The organism is Paraflavitalea sp. CAU 1676 (genome assembly GCF_029223285.1).
Taxonomy (GTDB): Bacteria; Bacteroidota; Bacteroidia; order Chitinophagales; family Chitinophagaceae; genus Paraflavitalea.
In genome coordinates, this window is record NZ_JARHUJ010000001.1 from 404,961 (window position 1) to 423,317 (window position 18,357).

18 protein-coding genes are annotated in these 18,357 nt (G+C 49.1%); 10 read left to right on the plus strand and 8 right to left on the minus strand.

Going from position 1 to position 18,357, the window contains the following annotated elements; all coding sequences use genetic code 11:
- The first annotated feature begins 179 nt into the window (after positions 1 to 179).
- Positions 180 to 386 carry a hypothetical protein gene (locus tag P2H89_RS01740; RefSeq protein ID WP_167286417.1) on the plus strand — a complete coding sequence of 69 codons (207 nt, stop codon included), beginning with the start codon at positions 180 to 182 and terminating at the stop codon, positions 384 to 386.
- A 199-nt stretch (positions 387 to 585) separates the two neighbouring features.
- Positions 586 to 2,529 (plus strand): PKD domain-containing protein, encoded by a 1,944-nt coding sequence (locus tag P2H89_RS01745; protein WP_275824746.1) that lies wholly within the window; start codon positions 586 to 588, stop codon positions 2,527 to 2,529.
- A gap of 109 nt (positions 2,530 to 2,638) precedes the next feature.
- Here the strand turns inward: P2H89_RS01745 and P2H89_RS01750 are convergent, their stop codons facing one another.
- The 3 genes from P2H89_RS01750 to P2H89_RS01760 all read right to left on the minus strand — a co-directional run bounded on the left by P2H89_RS01750 (position 2,639) and on the right by P2H89_RS01760 (position 5,251).
- Positions 2,639 to 3,262 carry an outer membrane beta-barrel protein gene (locus P2H89_RS01750; protein ID WP_275824747.1) on the minus strand — a complete coding sequence of 208 codons (624 nt, stop codon included), beginning with the start codon at positions 3,260 to 3,262 and terminating at the stop codon, positions 2,639 to 2,641.
- Positions 3,263 to 3,443: 181 nt separating this feature from the next.
- Entirely contained in the window at positions 3,444 to 4,715 is a 1,272-nt protein-coding gene (serS, locus tag P2H89_RS01755; RefSeq protein ID WP_275824748.1) for a serine--tRNA ligase, read from the minus strand.
- A 74-nt stretch (positions 4,716 to 4,789) separates the two neighbouring features.
- Positions 4,790 to 5,251, minus strand: coding sequence for a GNAT family N-acetyltransferase (locus tag P2H89_RS01760; protein WP_275824749.1), 462 nt, complete (start codon positions 5,249 to 5,251; stop codon positions 4,790 to 4,792).
- A gap of 133 nt (positions 5,252 to 5,384) precedes the next feature.
- On the opposite strand from P2H89_RS01760, the gene P2H89_RS01765 reads away from it, so the two are divergent.
- The 4 genes from P2H89_RS01765 to P2H89_RS01780 all read left to right on the plus strand — a co-directional run bounded on the left by P2H89_RS01765 (position 5,385) and on the right by P2H89_RS01780 (position 7,538).
- Positions 5,385 to 5,732, plus strand: a complete 348-nt coding sequence (locus P2H89_RS01765; protein ID WP_275824750.1) for a hypothetical protein — start codon at positions 5,385 to 5,387, stop codon at positions 5,730 to 5,732.
- Positions 5,733 to 5,778: 46 nt separating this feature from the next.
- Positions 5,779 to 6,480 (plus strand): peptidylprolyl isomerase, encoded by a 702-nt coding sequence (locus tag P2H89_RS01770; protein ID WP_275824752.1) that lies wholly within the window; start codon positions 5,779 to 5,781, stop codon positions 6,478 to 6,480.
- Between the two features lie 39 nt (positions 6,481 to 6,519).
- The gene (gcvH, locus tag P2H89_RS01775) at positions 6,520 to 6,900 is read left to right on the plus strand and encodes a glycine cleavage system protein GcvH (protein ID WP_275824753.1); all 381 of its coding nucleotides are present in this window, start codon (positions 6,520 to 6,522) and stop codon (positions 6,898 to 6,900) included.
- Positions 6,901 to 6,992: 92 nt separating this feature from the next.
- Positions 6,993 to 7,538 (plus strand): sigma-70 family RNA polymerase sigma factor, encoded by a 546-nt coding sequence (locus tag P2H89_RS01780; protein ID WP_275824754.1) that lies wholly within the window; start codon positions 6,993 to 6,995, stop codon positions 7,536 to 7,538.
- Positions 7,539 to 7,555: 17 nt separating this feature from the next.
- Here the strand turns inward: P2H89_RS01780 and P2H89_RS01785 are convergent, their stop codons facing one another.
- Entirely contained in the window at positions 7,556 to 7,699 is a 144-nt protein-coding gene (locus tag P2H89_RS01785) for a hypothetical protein (protein ID WP_275825393.1), read from the minus strand.
- On the opposite strand from P2H89_RS01785, the gene P2H89_RS01790 reads away from it, so the two are divergent.
- Both P2H89_RS01790 and P2H89_RS01795 read left to right on the plus strand, forming a co-directional pair.
- Complete coding sequence (locus P2H89_RS01790) at positions 7,649 to 8,335, plus strand: anti-sigma factor (RefSeq protein ID WP_275825390.1); 687 nt, start codon at positions 7,649 to 7,651, stop codon at positions 8,333 to 8,335. The genes P2H89_RS01785 and P2H89_RS01790 overlap by 51 nt on opposite strands.
- 108 nt (positions 8,336 to 8,443) lie before the next feature.
- Complete coding sequence (locus P2H89_RS01795) at positions 8,444 to 8,857, plus strand: VanZ family protein (RefSeq protein WP_275824755.1); 414 nt, start codon at positions 8,444 to 8,446, stop codon at positions 8,855 to 8,857.
- A 390-nt stretch (positions 8,858 to 9,247) separates the two neighbouring features.
- Here P2H89_RS01795 and P2H89_RS01800 read toward each other — a convergent pair whose 3' ends face one another.
- Both P2H89_RS01800 and prfA read right to left on the minus strand, forming a co-directional pair.
- A complete protein-coding gene (locus P2H89_RS01800) occupies positions 9,248 to 9,811 on the minus strand; it encodes a hypothetical protein (protein WP_275824756.1) in 564 nt (187 codons plus the stop codon).
- Positions 9,812 to 9,883: 72 nt separating this feature from the next.
- Positions 9,884 to 10,948 (minus strand): peptide chain release factor 1, encoded by a 1,065-nt coding sequence (gene prfA / locus P2H89_RS01805; protein ID WP_275824757.1) that lies wholly within the window; start codon positions 10,946 to 10,948, stop codon positions 9,884 to 9,886.
- A 118-nt stretch (positions 10,949 to 11,066) separates the two neighbouring features.
- On the opposite strand from prfA, the gene P2H89_RS01810 reads away from it, so the two are divergent.
- Complete coding sequence (locus tag P2H89_RS01810) at positions 11,067 to 12,374, plus strand: amidohydrolase family protein (protein WP_275824758.1); 1,308 nt, start codon at positions 11,067 to 11,069, stop codon at positions 12,372 to 12,374.
- A 3-nt stretch (positions 12,375 to 12,377) separates the two neighbouring features.
- Here the strand turns inward: P2H89_RS01810 and recO are convergent, their stop codons facing one another.
- Positions 12,378 to 13,115 (minus strand): DNA repair protein RecO, encoded by a 738-nt coding sequence (gene recO, locus P2H89_RS01815; RefSeq protein WP_275824759.1) that lies wholly within the window; start codon positions 13,113 to 13,115, stop codon positions 12,378 to 12,380.
- Positions 13,112 to 15,412, minus strand: a complete 2,301-nt coding sequence (locus P2H89_RS01820; RefSeq protein ID WP_275824760.1) for a two-component regulator propeller domain-containing protein — start codon at positions 15,410 to 15,412, stop codon at positions 13,112 to 13,114. Before P2H89_RS01820 ends, recO begins: the two co-directional genes overlap by 4 nt.
- A gap of 309 nt (positions 15,413 to 15,721) precedes the next feature.
- Between P2H89_RS01820 and P2H89_RS01825 the strand changes: the two genes are divergently transcribed.
- Positions 15,722 to 18,073 (plus strand): MMPL family transporter, encoded by a 2,352-nt coding sequence (locus tag P2H89_RS01825; RefSeq protein WP_275824761.1) that lies wholly within the window; start codon positions 15,722 to 15,724, stop codon positions 18,071 to 18,073.
- The last annotated feature ends 284 nt before the right edge of the window (positions 18,074 to 18,357 follow it).

Consider the following 18,357-nt stretch of genomic DNA (forward strand, 5'->3'; position numbering starts at 1 on the left):
ATAGTCCATTCAAACTAAACTTTCAAGTATGGTTTTGTTAATTGTACAATCAATTCCCTGAAAATCAGGGCGCCAGCCCTATATTATAAAAAGCTGTATATTTATCGATCAATAAAAACCAATCTGGTCGCATTTTTGAAGGATTAGTTTTATTTTACTAACCATTAAAAGTTTTAATTATGGCAGATGTTCAGTTAACTGCATACAATGTAAAGACAAAGGAGAAAGGTGTTCCCATTCAGGATGCAGTCATTACTAAAACCGCCAAAGGAGCTTATATGGCACAAGGGCATGATGGCAAGGGAAATAAGCTCACAACGCTGTTGGGAGAAGAAAAAGCCCTGGCAGCTATCAAAGCCGGTGTGGCTAAGCAAGGCTGGGAGTAAACTATTTGCGGACCTTTCCGGCAGAATTTCAGAAAGGCACCGATAGCATAAAAGCTTTATAGTATATTGTCCTGGAGTCGTTGCCTGCAACGACTATCGATTAAAACACGGTCTGATCGTTACTGGTCCGACCGTGTTTTATTTATAGCGATGTGATAAATATAATTAAACACTAATCTAACCGGAACTGCTGCTCGCTATGAGAATTTGCCTGCTATACACCCTAAGCCTGGTCTTGTTTTGTGTGCCATTGGCGGCACAGAATATAGACCCCTACTGGCGTAACGGCAATGCCTCGAAGGAAAGCTGCAATTGCAACACCCTTACCACCGAGGGCAATTATCAAACGGGTTCCATCTGGAACAAGAACAAGATCGATCTCCGACAGTCGTTCGACTATAAATTCAACGTATTCCTGGGTAGTAAAGACACCGATGGGGCCGATGGTATAGCGTTCGTGCTGCAAAATATCAGCCTTAGCATCGGTACTACCGGTGAAGGCATGGGCTTCAGCGGGGTAACGCCCTCCATTGGCATTCTGCTGGATACTTACCAAAACGGTAACCACACCGATCCCGATTACGATCACATATCCATTAACAGAGATGGTGATGTTAGTCATATTTCTACCAATAACCTGGCAGGACCAGTAACAGCAGTTTCGGGTGCCAATAATATAGAAGATGGTCAGTGGCACACGTTCCGTGTAATATGGGATGTGCCCACGAAAACAATAGCCGCGCATATTGATGGGGTAGAGCGTGTAAAAACCACCCTCGATCTCATACCTCAGGTATTTGGTAATGACCCGATGGTGTTCTGGGGCTTTACGGCCGCTACAGGAGGCTTGAACAACCGGCAGCGGATCTGTACCTCCTTAAATCCTGGCTTCTCCTTCGACATGAACCAGAGTACCTGTTTTCCTGCTACCATTGCGTTTAAGGATAATTCACTTTCCTTCGGTTCTATCGTAAAATGGTACTGGAATTTTGGGGATGGCACCATTGATTCCGTGCAGGCGCCAGACCCTCATACTTTTCCTCAACCGGGTATTTATGATGTTAAGTTGAGCATATTGGGTAATGACGGCTGTATTTCGGAGAGCTACAATACCAAGGTAACCATCGGATCGAAACCGGTAGCCGATTTTTCGCCTCCTCCGCCTCCCTACTGTAATGAAGAGATGGTGCCTTTTACCGATGCTTCGAAAGTTGAGTTCGGCACGGTAAACCGCTGGGAGTGGACGGTCGACAATGCCGTTCCTGCGGTAAAGAACAGTCCGGGGCTTCAACAAACTTATAGCTATGGACCGCATACGGTAAGCCTGGTGGTGAAGACCAAGGAAGGTTGTGTGTCGGACCCGGTTACCAAATCATTTTCCATGTTTCCTTCACCGAAGGTAGACCTGACGGTGGCGGATGCCTGCTTTAAGACACGGGTGCTTTTTACGGGCCAGAGCCTAACCGCCGCCATTCCCATACGTCAATGGTATTGGCAGCCGGGCGACGGTACACTGGATAGCTCTTCCAGTATTGAGCATGTATATAGTAAGGGAGGCGACTATGAGGTAAAACTCGTTGCAATGGCCGATAATGGCTGTCCATCAGAGCCGGCAGTCAAGAAGGTGAAGATCTATGAAACCCATGCTTTTGCCGGTAACGATACCGTTGTAACCGCCAATTATCCACTTCCACTGAATGGCTCGGGCGGCATGTTGTATAAGTGGTCGCCGGCGGGGGGATTGTCGGACCCGACTATTGCCAATCCGGTTGCCCAGATCTCCAAAAGCACCTATTATATCCTGACGGCCTATACGCCGATCGGTTGTGAAACCACCGATACTATCAACATACGGGCCATTAAGGGACCAGCCATTTATGTACCCAATGCTTTTTCGCCCAATGGGGATAATAAGAATGAACGTTTCCGGATGACATCCGTGGGCATGACAGATATTTTCTTTTTCCGGATCTATAACCGGTACGGACAAGTCGTGTACAACTCCAAAAGTACCAGCGAGGGATGGGATGGTACCATCAATGGACAGGCCCAGCCATCCGGCACGTATGTATGGGTTGTAAAGGGAAAAGACTTTACCGGCCAGTTTCACGAGCAACGGGGAACATTAACGCTGATCCGGTAAAGTGATCACAGAGGTAAGCACATAAGTAGAAAGGCAAATTCGTATGTAGACTATTGTTCCTGCAATAGGTTTAAATCCCCACGCTATTCGGGTGCATAGAATATTCCGGTTATCCTTTGCCCAGGACGAAATCAACTCCGAATGTGAAACTGTTCAATAAGCTAAGATTTACATAGGTATTCCTGAACCGTTGATCAAATTGGTCTTTGGATCTATGGTGATTGACACCCAGGCCTCCAAAATCCACACTGATCAATAATTTGGATAGTGGCTGATAATAAATGCCAGGTATCACCAGTGCGGAATAGTTGATTCCCTGCGTTTGGATCTTGCCCCCTGGGTCGCTTTTGGTTACGTTGCTTACATAGGATACTCCAGCACTGGGCTCGGCATACCAGCCTATCTGCCCTTTTATCGGTATAAATTTTCTCCAATACACCGATCCGCCGATACTTGTACTGGTGGTCCGCACGGTCGATCCATCGTTTTTGCCGCTACTGTATCCGAAGTTTGTACGAAAGCCCAATACAGAGTTGTGACCGATCCCAAAGCCGATGCGAGGCGCAATGTTGGCATTGGAGCTCGAACTTCCACTACCGGACGGCCCGGAAGAGTTGCCGTAATTCAATCCCATAGTGGCTCCCAATAAGAGGTCTCCTTTTTTAACCTGGGCCGAAAGCGAAGTGGTGGCAGCTAGTGCGATCGCTGTGATAAGTAGAGTTTGTCTTTTCATTGTTGGTTTTTGTGCTACAAATATGAAAAGACAAAAGGACGTAGGAAATGGTAACTCCGTGGTTTCACACAGATTTATGTTAAGGAATTGTATATAACAACTATGGGTAATGGCTGTAAAGAATAAGGGCGCAATATTGTATTGCGCCCTCCGGTATTATTAACTTATATAAAGGCCTTTGTTAATCGATCGTGGTGTACCCTACATAATTATGCAGCACGGCAGGCAGCGAAATGCCTGTCTCGGTTTGGTTGTTTTCGAGCAGACAGGCGAGTATACGGGGAAGTGCCAGTGAACTGCCATTGAGCGAGTGGGCCAGGTGGTTCTTGCCGTTACCGTCTTTGAAACGCACTTTAAGGCGGTTGGTTTGGTAGGCTTCGAAATTAGAAACCGAGCTTACCTCCAGCCATTTTTCCTGGGCGGCACTGTATACTTCAAAGTCGTATGTCTGGGCTGATGTGAATCCCATATCGCCGCCGCATAAGTTCAGGATGCGGTATTGAAGATTGAGCGACTGCAACAGCTTCTCCACGTGAACCACCATTTCTTCCAGTACTTCATAGCTTTTGTCGGGGTGTACGATCTGTACCACTTCTACTTTGTCAAATTGGTGCAGGCGGTTGAGGCCACGTACATCCTTACCATAGCTTCCAGCTTCGCGGCGGAAGCAGGGCGTGTAGGCGGTCATTTTGATAGGCAGTTCGGCTTCTTTCAGCAATTCATCGCGATAGATGTTGGTTACCGGTACTTCTGCCGTAGGGATCAGGTATAAATTATCCTCGGTTACGAAATACATCTGGCCTTCTTTATCGGGCAACTGACCGGTGCCGAAAGCCGATGCTTCGTTGACCATATGCGGGGGCATGTATTCTATGTAACCGGCGGCGGTATTGTAATCGAGAAAATACTGGATCAGCGCCCTTTGCAGTTTGGCCCCTTTTCCTATGTACACGGGGAAACCGCTACCGGTGATCTTATTACCCAGTTCAAAATCGATGAGGTTGTATTTTTTGGCGAGGTCCCAGTGTGGTACGGCCTTGCTGTGCAAGGATGGCCGTTGCCCGCCTTCACGCACGGTGACATTCTCCTCCGGCGTTTTGCCTTTGGGTACGTTTGCGGAAGGAATGTTGGGCAGCCTGACGATGGTGTCCTGCAATTGCTTTTCTACCTGGGCCAGTCGGTCAGCAATGGGTTGTTGCGCTGCTTTCAGCGTAGCCACTTCCTGTTTTCTGGCTTCGGCTTCCTCTTTTTGCCCCTTGGCCATCAATTGACCGATCTCTTTGGACGAACTGTTTAATTTGGATTGCGTGTTTTCGGATTCGGTTTGCAGTTTTTTGCGCTCATCATCCAGCGAGAGGATCTCATCTACCAGTTGGAGGTCTTTAAAATGTTTTACCGCAAGTCTTTCTTTTACCAGCTCTGTATGCTGTCGGATAAATGCTACTTGTAACATCGCAATTCAAATTTGGGCAAAGATAATTGCTCACAGATGGATTTACGGGATTGCCCTGATTTTTTCGGAATGCATTAGTCTGCTGAGGACGATTTACCGGATTGTTTGTAGACGTCTGGATTTCTGATCTGCATAAAACGTTCGGGTTGGGGCAGTGGCACAAACCCGAATTGCGCATAGAGGCCGTGTGCATCGAGCGTGCCCAGTTCTATACGCCTAAGTCCCTGCAGGTCGGGATGTTTCAGTATCACTCCAACAAGCCATTTACCAAGGCCTCTACCCTGCTGCTGCGGGTCGATGAACACATCGGCCAGGTAGGCATAGGTAGCCAGGTCAGAGATAATGCGGGCAAAGCCTACCTGGGTATTTTGGTGATAAACGCCAAAGCACAGGGAGCCGTCTATTGACCGTTTTACGGTTTCTACGGGAATGCCTTCGGCCCAATAAGAGGTGGTCAGGAACCGGTGGATGTAGGAAATGTTCAGGTCTTCTTTGCGGGTAGAGATCGTGTATTCATCCTTTTTAGCAATGACCATGGCTTTTCTTCAAAAATAAGCAACGTAGTGAAAGGAATCGCTGATGTGGTGTGTGGGACTGCCGAATCAGGTGTCTGACGGCCATTTTCCCTTTCTGTAAATGGCCAAACCTTCAATGTTGTATCTTTGCGCCATGCAAATACAGGATGATCTGCAGAGCCGCTGGTGGACCCTTGAAGCCAGCCTGGTAGAGCGGTTTGGAAAGAAGCCGGACATGGAAACGATCCTTTTCCTGATCGGTATTCAGGAGTTTGGAGATATCAAAACGAAGTTCACGAAAGAACAGAAGCAGGATCTCATGCACGTCGCAGTTTGTTCCCTGCTGTCGCAAAGCGGGTATTATGAGCTGGACGCCGTAGATGAGGACGGCTGGCCCCATTTCAGGCAGTTAAAGACGCTCCCGGTCTTTAATATGGTGGAACAGGAAAATTTTCTCAAAGACCATATTTTATTATACTTTCAGCAAAATGGCTTTCAATAGCCGGGGTTTTGTGTGTTTGTGTAACTCCTAACGGTTAATTTACTCCATGCATAGATTTATTGTTGTGGCCGGGTTGCTGGTCGTAATAGCTGCGTGCAATCCCAGGCTGGCCAACGGGCTCCGGAAGAAGGACCTCCGCAAGGATGTGGAGATGGTAACGGATAAGGGTACCATGGTCATCCGGTTGTCGGATAGTACGCCTTTGCACCGGGATAATTTCCTGAAGCTGGTGAAGGAGGGGTTCTACGACAGCATCCTGTTTCACCGGGTGATCAAGAACTTCATGGTGCAGGCCGGCGATCCCAACACGAAGAAGCCCAAGCCGGGCGAAACCTATGGCGATGGCGGTCCGGAATACACTGTTCCGGCCGAGTTCAGGGCCAGTATGTTCCATAAAAAAGGGGTCGTGGCGGCGGCCCGTACGGGTGATGATATCAATCCGCAGCGGGCCAGCAGTGGCGCCCAGTTTTATGTAGTACAGGGGAAGATCTTTACCGATGTGGGATTGGATTCGGTGGAGAAGTTCCGGCTCAAGGGGCGGAAATTGCCGCCTGCCCACCGGGAGGTGTATAAGACGATTGGCGGTGCACCCCATCTCGATCAAAACTATTCCATATTCGGCGAGGTAATCCGGGGGCTGCCGGTGGTGGACAGCATTGCTGCCATACCCACCAGTGGCCGTTCGGGTGGCGACCGGCCATTGCAGGATATCCGCATTATTAAAGCGCGGCTGGTTAGGAGAAAGTAATGGTATTTTTCCTAATATTGCAGCACAAAATTCTTTAGCATGAACATTCCCGCAAATCTCCGTTATACCAAAGACCACGAATGGGTGTTACTGGAAGGAAATATTGCAACAATAGGCATTACTGATTTTGCACAAAGAGAACTGGGTGACATCGTATACGTAGATGTTCCAAATGTGGGAAAAGCACTCAGTGCCGAGGAGGTCTTCGGAACTGTTGAAGCGGTCAAGACCGTGTCTGACCTGTTTTTGCCCGTTGCCGGTACTATCAAGGAATTGAACAGTGAACTGGACGGTCAGCCCGAACTGGTTAATACTGACCCATATGGACAGGGTTGGATGATTAAAGTGACCGTGAGCAACCCTGCAGATGTGGATGCACTGATGGATGCTGCCGCTTACGGAAAATTAATTGAGGCTTAGTAAATCCAACGATCAGCTGATTTCGTTTATAGAAGAGTGGACCATTCCACTCTTTTTTTAGTTATATTGAGCTACGCTTTGGGTAAAACACATTGAGCGCCATTCCTACATATTCGGAACAGGAACTGGTTTCTCTGCTTAAAAACAGGGATAATAAGGCTTTTGGTTACCTCTACGATCACTATTCTGGCGCTTTATACAGCATCATATTGGCGATATTGAATGATACGGAGCTTGCCAACGACGTATTACAGGATGTTTTTGTCAATATCTGGAAAAAAATTGAAAGCTATGATCCGGCCAAAGGGCGATTATTCACCTGGATGCTGAACATAGCCCGGAATGCTTCTATCGACACGCTACGTTCCAAAACTTACCAAAACGACCGCAAAAACCAATCTATGGATTACCAGGGTAACGGCACCCAGGTATCGCTTGTTACGCAGGTAAACGTAGATAATATCGGGTTTAAGAAGGTCTTGAACCAATTGAAGGAGGAACAGCGGGCATTGATCGATCTGGCTTATTTTAAAGGTTACACACATGAGGAAATAGCGGAAATGGAGAACATACCGCTGGGAACAGTCAAAACACGTATCCGAAGTGCATTGATACAATTAAGGGGATTTTTAAAGTGAATATAAAAGAATACATATCAACCGGCATAGTTCAAAGCTATGTATTGGACCAGGCAGATGCAGCCGAGCGAGCAGAGTTTGAGCGGCTCTGTGCCCAATACCCGGAGCTTGTGGCCGAGCGCAAAGCCTTCGAGGATGCACTCGAAAAGTTTGCTTTGCAAAATGCGGTTGTACCACCGCGACAGGTTAAGGACGGATTTTTAGAAGCTATTCAGAACTCTTCTATAAATCAATCTAAAGTCATCACAATGGAACAAACAAATGCACCTGCTCAAAGGAATGGCAGCGCACGTTTTATGGCTGCTGCTTCTGTGGTATTACTGCTTGCCTGCGGATGGTTTGCTTACCGCTATTACACCCAGGCCAACGACCTCAAGGAATCCAACAGGGACCTCCAAACCCGTCTCGATTCGGCCGAAAACACGCTCAACAAGATCATTGATGAGCAAAAGCTGATCAAGGATCCCAATATTACCGTTGTGAACATGGTGGGCTCTACGGCCGCTCCGCAGTCATCGGCCAATGTATTTTGGGATACTGCGTCCGCATCCGTATTCCTCATGGTGAAGAATATGCCAAAGCTTCCATCGGATCAGCAATACCAGCTATGGGCATTGATCGATGGGGCTCCCAAAAGTCTGGGTGTATTCGATTCCCTGCAGAATAATGTGGTGCTCAGGATGGATAACACGAAGAAAGCCGATGCCTTCGCTATCACCATCGAGAAGAAAGGCGGCAATCCTTCTCCTACGCTGGAAAAGATGCAGTCTTCCGGCCGAACGAAGGCGCCGTTATAAAAATCATTTAGCGGGTTAAATCCCTGCCTCAAGGTCTTGCGAAATTTGCCTGTCAAATTAGCAAGACCTTCTCATTTGTGGGCAGATTTGAATTATCTTTCCGCCAGTATGCGACTCTTACTTAGAAAGCTGTGCACGAAGAAAATTCTTCCTATTCTCTGGACGATCATTACAATTGTGCTATTGTGTTTACCGGGATCTGCGATACCCGGCGACGGGATCCAGTTCTTCGAAATACCACATTTCGATAAAGTGGTGCATGTTATACTCTTTGGCGGGATCGTATTCTTCTGGGGTGCCCATTGCGCTTCTAATGGAGGAACAAAAAATACCTGGATAAGAGAGCTAACGCTAATAACGGTTTTGACTATCGCACTGGGAATTGTCCTTGAATATGTACAGTTTTACTTTATTCCACAACGTAGCTTCGACAGGGGAGATATTGTAGCAGATGCCAGCGGGGCCATTGTTGCCTCGCTTTGGTTGTTGTATCTATACCCTATAAAGGCAGTTAGCCGCTGATACACAGTTTATTGTAAAAAAAATGGCCCTTGTAGAAACAAGGGCCGTAACCAAAACTAACTGCTTATGAGAAAATTGACTGCTTTATGTAAGTCTTTTATAAAGAACTTCAAATATTGTTAACGCAAATCCGGTGCCATTAGTATGATCCCCGCCGTTAAAGAAGGTTTAAAACGAAACCGGGATTTGCTGGAAGAATCTGTAGGGAAAGAACTCAATCATTTGACATCACAAAGGAACAACCCCTGCGTTTATTTTCCACTCCCTTTAAAGATTTTTTCAAAATGTTAACATTCGCAAACGTCAAAAACAGGGTTCAATAGGTTATTTTAACTGCCTAATATCCACGTAGCTATTAAAAGAATATTAAACTTCCCCTGTTTAAGCGGGCTATCGGGAAAAGAAGCCTTTAACGGAGTCGAGTAAGTTGCCTCCCCCAGCTTGTCCGCCCGAAAACATAGCCATTACGTCCTGCAAATCGGTATCGCCATCTTTGTCAAGCCCGCCCTGGGTTACTTTACCAAGAAGACCCTGAATGTTGAATCCCTGCGATTTTCCACCAGAGAGGTGGTTGAAGATACCCTGTATATCGAAACTGTTGTCGTTGGGGTCATTGGTCTTGCTGACCAGGTTCTGCAATACATTGGGCACCAGGTTGCCGGCAATACCGCCTGCCGATTGCTGGTCAAACCCGAATTGATTCATTAACTGCTGCACTACGTTGCCCGAGAGGTTTTGTACAACGGGATTGTTGTTCGACGCGGCATCCTGCCCGCCAAATAACTTCAACACATCTTTGAGCCCGCCCGAAGCCAGCATGTTCTGAAGCCCTCCTGCAATCGATTGACCGGTAGCGGAAATAACTTCCTCATTACGTTCGTTGGGAACTGTAGGATTGTTGATAATGGCAGATCCGGCCTGTTCACGTACCAGGTTGATAAGATTGTCTAACATAAGCGTCGTATTTTTTGAATGAAGGTATAACGTTATGTAGAGTCAGGGATTGCGGGCCGGATGAACCGATCGTTAATTTTGTTTGGCGATCTTCTCTGCGTTTTCAGCAAACTGTAATGCATCGATGAATTCCTGGATGGAACCATTCATGACCTCATCGAGATTATAAACCGTCATACCAATGCGGTGATCGGTAACGCGGCCTTGCGGATAGTTGTAGGTACGGATCTTGGCACTACGGTCACCGGTGCTAACAAGGCTTTTACGATGACGGGCAATTTCATCTTCCTGCTTGCGCACCTGCTCCTCGTACAGCTTGGTACGCAGCATTTGCATTGCCTTCTCCCGGTTGCCCAGCTGGGTACGTTCCGTTTGACACATGACTACCATGCCGGAGGGAAGGTGCGTGAGTATTACTTTGGTTTCTACTTTGTTTACGTTCTGTCCGCCCGCACCACCGCTTCGGGCAGTTTCCATCTTCACATCGGCGTCTCTTACTTCCACATCTACCTCTTCGGCTTCCGGCATTACGGCTACTGTCGCTGCCGATGTATGCACCCGGCCCGATGCTTCTGTATCGGGAACCCGTTGAACACGATGCACACCACTTTCAAATTTAAGCGTTCCATATACATCGTCGCCCACTACCTCCAGCTGCACTTCTTTATAGCCGCCTACAGTGCCTTCTGTTTCACTCAGGATGGCGGTTTTCCAGCCCTTTCTTTCACAGTATCTCAAATACATGCGCAGCAGGTTGCCGGCAAAGAGGCTCGCTTCGTCGCCTCCGGTACCGCCCCTGATCTCGAGGATCACGTTTTTCTGATCCTGGGGGTCCTTGGGTATCAGCAATTGGCGAATGTCGGCTTCCAGCTTATCCTTTTTTTCTTCCAGTATGGGGAGTTCTTCTTTGGCCAGCTCGCGCAGCTCTTCATCATCACCCCGCTGGGCAGCCCGGTAGCTTTCCAGATCGTTCAGTAACTCTCTATATTGATTATGGGCTATCACGATCTTCTCAAGACTGCGGTATTCCTTGCTCAGTTCGGTAAACTTCCTGTTATCGCTCACGATAGCAGGGTTGGTCAATGCCACTCCAAGATCCTCAAAACGCGCCTTGATCGCTTCCAGTTTGTCTAACATGTTTGCTGTATTTTTACGAAATTCTGCAGGTAGGCCAATGTCTGGTCAACACTTACCCCTTCAGAACGTTATTGCCGATGAATTAAAGGCTTGCAAAGTTAATCGTTTCATAGCTTACATGGGATACAGAAAATTCAGCGCTCAACAAATATTTACCGGTTTCCGCCTGGTCGAAAACCTGGTATTGATCACCGACGAAAATGGTACGGTAGAAGGGCTCATTGCCTGGGAGGATGCGGGTGATGATGTTCAACTGCTGAATGGCATACTGACGCCCGGATTCATCAATGCCCACTGTCACCTGGAACTCAGTCATATGAAGGGTGTTATTGCGCCCGGTACCGGGATGGTCGACTTCCTGCTGGGGGTAATGGGGCAAAGAACTGTCGATGAAACAGTCATTTTGCAGGCGATCGCCGATGCCGAAACATCCATGTTGCAACAGGGCATTGTGGCGGTGGGGGATATTTGCAATACGCACTTCACGATACCCCAAAAAGAAAAAGGAAGGTTATACTACCAGAACTTTATTGAAGCAACAGGGTTTGTACCCGCTACGGCCGATGCCCGCTTCGGAGCGGCTCAAGCCACTTGGGAACAATTTCGGGCTGCCAACCTGCAGACCACGGAACAGCTTCTGTCAACGACCACCAATGATACCGTTGATCTGGAAAATCGGGCAAATGACGCAGCCGGCGAAAACTTACAGGAATCATCACCAGCCAGAAGCCCCCTTTTCCCGGGCAGGAGCATTATCGGCGCTGCCAACAGCTCCATCGTTCCGCATGCGCCCTATTCTGTTTCTGCGGCGCTGTTTGAGCGCATTGCTGCCTTTCCCGGCAATGGCCTGCTCACTATGCACAACCAGGAGAGCCTGGAGGAAGAACAATTCATTCAATCGGGGGGGGGGGCTTTCAACAGGCTGTACCAGGCCCTCGGGCTGGATATTTCTTTTTACCAGCCTTCGGGAAAAAGCAGCTTGCAAACCACGCTACCCCGTTTCCGGAATAACCAGCAATTGATCCTGGTACACAATGTGACCACGAATGCCGGCGACCTGCAATTTCTGCAGGAGGGCCGGATGGCAGGCGTGCTGCCTGCTGTTCATTTTTGCCTGTGTCCCAACGCCAATCTGTACATCGGTAATGGCCTGCCCGATGTGGAATTGCTGCGCCAAAAGGGGGAACATATCGTAGTGGGTACAGATAGCCTCGCTTCGAACCATCAGTTGAGTATTGTAGCCGAACTAAAAACGCTTCATCAGCATTTTCCGGTCATTCCGTTAGAGGAACTATTGCGTTGGGGAACCAGTCAGGGTGCTGCGGCACTGGGTATAGACGACTATTATGGGAGTTTTGAAGCGAATAAGCAGCCGGGGGTAGTGCTGCTAGACGCCGACCTTTCCCGTGCACAGCGCTTGTTATAATAGTTAGCCCAATACTTCTTGTAGGATGGGCAACGTTTTCATGATCCCGAAATCGGGCACATGCAGGGCGTAAAAGGTTTGGTAGGCCTGCAACAGCGTTCTCCTCGTTTCCTGGTTCAGCCGTATTTCTTTGAGTTCGTGCGGCTGCATGACTCTCAATAATTGGGAAGTGATAAAGCTGTATTGTCCTTGCAGAAAGTAAGGGTGGATGGGATGTTCCCGCACAAATTCCCCTTCCTGCAGATCGAGGTAGGGATGCTCTTCCGAATAATCATCGCTGAATCGAAATCCCAAAAAAGTCGTTAGGTGGAGTGCGAAGAATAGCCCGAAGTTGGCCGTCACATAATCATCGGCCAGGTCGAGGTGCATGAACGTATCTTCTATAAAGTGAAACAGGTCGGGGTTCGATTCCGGCTGCTTGATCGTTTTCTGCAGCAGTTCTACCATGAACAGGGCCACCGAATTCTTGATCACATTGAAGAACAGGTGCTGGTATATATAGCTCCACCGGTATTCTTTGAGCCTTTGCAGGTTCTTCAGGTCATTGTGGTAAACGACCAGGTCGAGTATAGCAGCCGGCTGAAACAGGTTGGCTTTGCCGGGTCCTTTTTTGGTGGAGGTGCGCACGCCATTCACCAGGTACGACTGGATACCAAACAGTTCGGTAAAGATGGTGACCACGATGCTGGTGTCGCCATACTTCACTGTTTTTAGTACGATTCCCTTGGTGGATTGGATCATTTACTGATGTATACGATTTTGGCTACTGTTTTTTCCTGCTTGTTATCGTCGCTTACCAATACCAGGTAAACGCCGGTCGAGATTGTTCTCCCTTTATAATCTTTGCCATTCCAAACAGCCTGTCCGCCCAGCGCTCGTGTTTGGTATACCAGACGTCCGTCGGTCTCCGCGATCTTCACAATGGCATTGTTGGCAAGACCACGAATGGCGATGGTGCCGGTATAACCGGGTGGCACCGGATTGGGGAACACCAATACATCGCTGTTGCTGGTAGTGCCCTCGGTGGCGGTAGACCGATAAGAGCACATGCCCTGGCTGGTGGCGAAGTATACCTCGCCGGTTTTGCCATCGATGCCGATCTGTTTTACATCGTTGCTGAGAAGCGGGCTATTGGCCGCGGTAAAGCGGGCCAGGGTTTTGGCTCCATCCGCACTAATGAGCCATACCCCGTTCTTAGTGCCGATCCATTTACGGTCGGCGCCATCTACTGCAATGGCCTGCACTTCTTCATCGCTAAACAGGTATCCCGCAAAATTGTCCTGCTGTACCACGGGTAATATTGCCTCACACCCCTGCTGGGTAAATACTTCCCGGGGGCACTGCACAATACCGATCCCTTTACGGGTGCCGATCCAGATAAAGCTGTTCTTGTCTTTGGCAATGCTCAGCACGGCATTGTCGGGCAGGTTACCATTTCCCTTTCCTGCGCGGTACCATTTCCACTGATCGTCGCCCGGGTTATCGATCGACTGCCCATGGTTGAAACACAGCAAACCATTGCCATTGGGCGCGATGATCCATTTTTGGTCAAGATCATCGATCAGGAGGGGGCCAGTCGCGTTTTCGGGTATAGTATAAGGTACGAAAAAAGATCTCCAGCTGCCGTCTTTTTTTCTCACCACTATTGGCTGCAGCGAACCGTAATTGCTGATCCAGCAATTTTGTTCCTGGTCGAAGGCCAGGCCACTTACCCGGTAGCTACCGGGTGCAAAATAGGCGGGCTGAAGACCGCTGTTTTGTTTGAATACCTGGAGGGGTTGATCTTTGGGCAGGTGCAACAGGCCGCCGCCGTACGAGCCAGCCCATACTGTTTCATCCGCCGGGTCAATCGCCAGCGTAATGAGATCGGGTAGGCTGTCCAGTGCGGGCAGGCTGTTTTTGTTGTAATTGGTCCAGGCGTCGGCAGATAAGGAGAAAAGCCCGTCTTTGTTTAATGTGGGTGCCCAGCTATCTGTTACTGTGCCGGCGGCAGCCCACAGGGTATTGTTGTTTACCTGCAAGGTGCCATAGGCCGGGCCAAAGGGTGAGTTGGGTACGAAGGAAGTGAACTGCCCGGTAGCATATTGTGAAAGCCCCACCAGGCTATCGGCTATCCAGTAATAGCCCGCTGCTTCGATGGCCCCGCGGGGCGCCGCAGTAAAACTGTTATGCTGGATGGTTTCCTGCGTGGCGCCTTGTGGCGAAAGGACACGCACGCGGCCGGCGCCAGTCATTTGTTCACAAACCAGTAGTTTGTTGCCCGCCGGTTGAATGTTTTTAATGCCGGCTGTGCTGGCATAGAGCAATTGCCATTGGCCGTTGCTGAGTTGGTAAAGCGAGTCGTTTTTCTGCGCTACGAGCAGCTGCTGAAAGACGGTTGTTGCTGTAACCGGGCCATCGGGTAATCCGTTGCTGCCTGATAATTGCTGCCAGTTGCGGAAATCGGCGAGGTGAGGATCGGTGAGGGAAGCCTTTTTCAGGCCATCATCGGTAGCGGCGTAGAGGAAATTACCGTCTGTGGCCATGGCATGCACTGCTGTCTTTTCACCATTGTTGCCGATGATATAGGTGTCCTTCACTTCCTTTTTAGATAGGTCGAGAGCTACAATGCCGATGCCGGTGCTGAGGTAGGCGACCGTGCCGCGGATTAAAATATGATGAATTGTTTTGTTGCCGGTAATGGGAGATCGTGCAATGGCGTCGATGGGGTAAGTGTCGTCCTGGATCAGGATGTCGACCAAGCTATTGGCGTAAGCTACTACCACGAGGTCGCTTTGAGCGTCGGATGCTATGGCGGTAATGCCGGTGGCGGAGAGTCCGTTCACCTTGCTGAAGCGCTCGATCGTATAATCGGTGGTGGTAAGGGAGAAAATGGACCAGGGCCCCGCGCACCATAATTTATCCTGTCCGGTTGCCAGGCCAATGGCATGGTGATAGGAGCTATGATCCCGCCATTGACCGATAGGTACGGTTTGGCAGGGGGCAAAAGCCGGAAAAAGCATGACCAGGAAGTACAGGGCAATGGAACGTACAGGCATATCGTATTCAAAGTTAATCGAATGGAGGCACGAATTAAAACCGGGAAAACTTCTGTAATCCCTTCAAATTAAGTTTCTTTGCCACGCCCGCCGAAGCATCTGTGCAGGAGGGGCGTAGCTCAGCGGTGAATGATCCGGGTGAGCCATCCTGCCTACAGCATGCGGACGTGATGCATCGATCCGCCAGTTTTCCCTGCCACCGTTCTGTCGATCCGGAATCAACCGGCTACACATGGCCGGCGTGGGGATACATACTTACCGGCGGGTTTTGCTCGTTATAATTCTTCTTCATTAAACTGTTGATCACTCATGTGGGGAACCCTTGCACGATTTATTATCCGCTTCCGCTGGCTGCTCCTGGTGTTGTTACTCGCCGTTACCGCATTTTTGGGCTATCATGCCAGTAAGGTGCAGCTGAGTTATGAATTTACGCGGGCCATACCCACCGATAATCCCAAATACCTCACCTACCAGGCCTTCCGCCAGCAATTTGGCGAAGACGGTAATTTGCTCGTGGTGGGCGTTCAGACCGATCAGTTCTTTACTGAGAAAGTGTTCAATGACTACGTTAAGCTGGCCGGCGATATGAAGAAGGTCGAAGCGGTAGAAGATGTATTGAGTGTGCCGGTCGCTACCAACCTGATGCGGGATACGGCAGCCGAAAAGCTCCATGCTGCTCCTTTGTTTCCTACCGGTTCTTTGTCGCAGTCAACGATCGATACCTGTGCAGCCACTTTCCGTAACCTGCCATTCTACCAGGGTCTATTATACAATCCGGCCACCAATACCTACCTCATGGGCATCCGCATCAACAAGGATGTGCTGAACTCCAAAAAGAGAAATGATGTGGTAGCGAAGATCGTAGAGGTGGGCGATGCATTTGGCAAGCAGCATTCCATCGACATGCACTACAGCGGCCTGCCGCTTATCCGCACCAATATTGCCACCAAGGTTGCCCGCGAAATGCAGTGGTTCCTGCTGGGCTCTATCCTGCTTTCAGCCGTGTTGCTGTTGATCTGTTTCCGCAGTTTCAGTGCCATGTCATTATCCCTCGCGGTGGTGATCATCGGGGTGTTGTGGAGCCTTGGTACGATGGTGTTGTATGGTTACAAGATCACCATCCTGAATGCGCTGATACCACCGTTGGTGGTGGTGATCGGTATTCCCAACTGTATCTATTTCCTGAATAAATTCCATACGGCCTGGCACGATACCGATCCCTCGCTCGATCCGGCCACGCGGAAGCGTACGGCGCTTACTGAAATGATCAGCCGTATGGGCGTGGTAACACTGTTCTGCAATATTGCCGCGGCCATCGGTTTCGGGGTATTTGCCCTCACGAAAAGCGCCGTGTTGAAAGAGTTTGGCGTAGTAGCCGGTATCAATATCATGGCGCTGTTCTTTATCTCGGTGATCTTTATACCGGTGGTGCTGAGTTTTCTGCCGGCGCCCAAGCCAAGACATACCCGTTACCTCGATAACAAGTGGCTGCTGAAGGTGCTCGACAAACTGGAGATCTGGTCGGTAGGGCATCGCAAAATGATCTATGGTGTTACGGCGGTGATCCTGGTAATCTCGGTGGTGGGTATATTCAGGCTCAAGTCGGAAGGGTATATGGTCGACGACCTGCCTAAAACCGATAAGATCTATACCGACCTGAAATTCTTTGAAAAGAACTTCAAGGGCATCATGCCGCTGGAGATCGTGATAGATACCAAAAGGAAAAACGGCTTACGCGCCAATATGCTGCAAACCTTTGGAAAGATCGATACGCTATCGGCTTATATCGCGGCGCAGCCCGAAATGGCGCGGCCGCTCTCGATCGTAGAGGGGCTCAAGTTTGCGCGCCAGGCTTATTATGAGGGCGATAGCCTTCAGTATGGCCTGCCCAACAGTTTCGACATCGGTTTCCTGGCCCAGTACCTGGGTGGTAAAAGCGAAGACAGTACGGGTAAGCAAAACAACTTCAGTCGGGTAGTGCGGTCGTTCATGGACAGCACGCGTCAACGCACGCGCATCAGCGTGAACATGGCCGATGTGGGCAGCAAGCGCTTGCCCGAACTCATCAGTGCCATTCAGTCAAAAAGCGATCAACTCTTCGATACGGCCCGGTACAAAGTAGAATACACGGGTACTACGGTAACCTTCCTGGAAGGAAGTGCTTTCATCATCAACGGCCTTAAAGAAAGTATTGCCTGGGCGTTCCTGCTGATCGCGCTGTGTATGTTGTACCTGTTCCGTTCGGTGAAGATCTTATTGTGCTCGCTGGTGCCAAATATCATACCGCTGATCATTACGGCGGGGGTAATGGGCTGGACGGGTGTGGCCATCAAGCCATCAACTGTTTTGGTATTTTCGGTGGCACTTGGTATTGCAGTTGACATTACGATTCGTTTTCTCGTAAATTACAAGCAGGAGCTGCAACGGCAGGATAAGCCAGCGCAGGAGATCGTGATCGATACGATCCATAAAACAGGCATCAGTATTATTTATACCTCCCTGGTGTTGATCGCAGGCTTCGTGATATTCTGTTTCAGTGGCTTTGGCGGAACGCAGGCATTGGGCTGGCTCACCTCACTCACTTTGGTGCTGGCTACCTTGACCAACCTGATCTTTTTGCCGACGTTGCTGATGAGTTTTGTAAAGAAAGAGCGGAAATAAGGAGATTGGGTATAGTTATCTTGACCCCTCCTGATAACTATAGTGGTAATAAGATATTGGAAATGAGTGTCCCCAAAACCGGGGATAGCGGCTTTATTCTACATATTTAATGGAGAAAAACTCGTTTTAAAGCACACAGAATGATATCTTTATAATAGTTGACCGGCCAATGGCAGGATCAGGACCTAAAACCATTATAGTATGAAAAGACGATCGTCACCCCCAGTATTGCCCCCGCATGCCCATCGGGTAATCATTCCTTATCACTTTTCTTATCGTTGCTG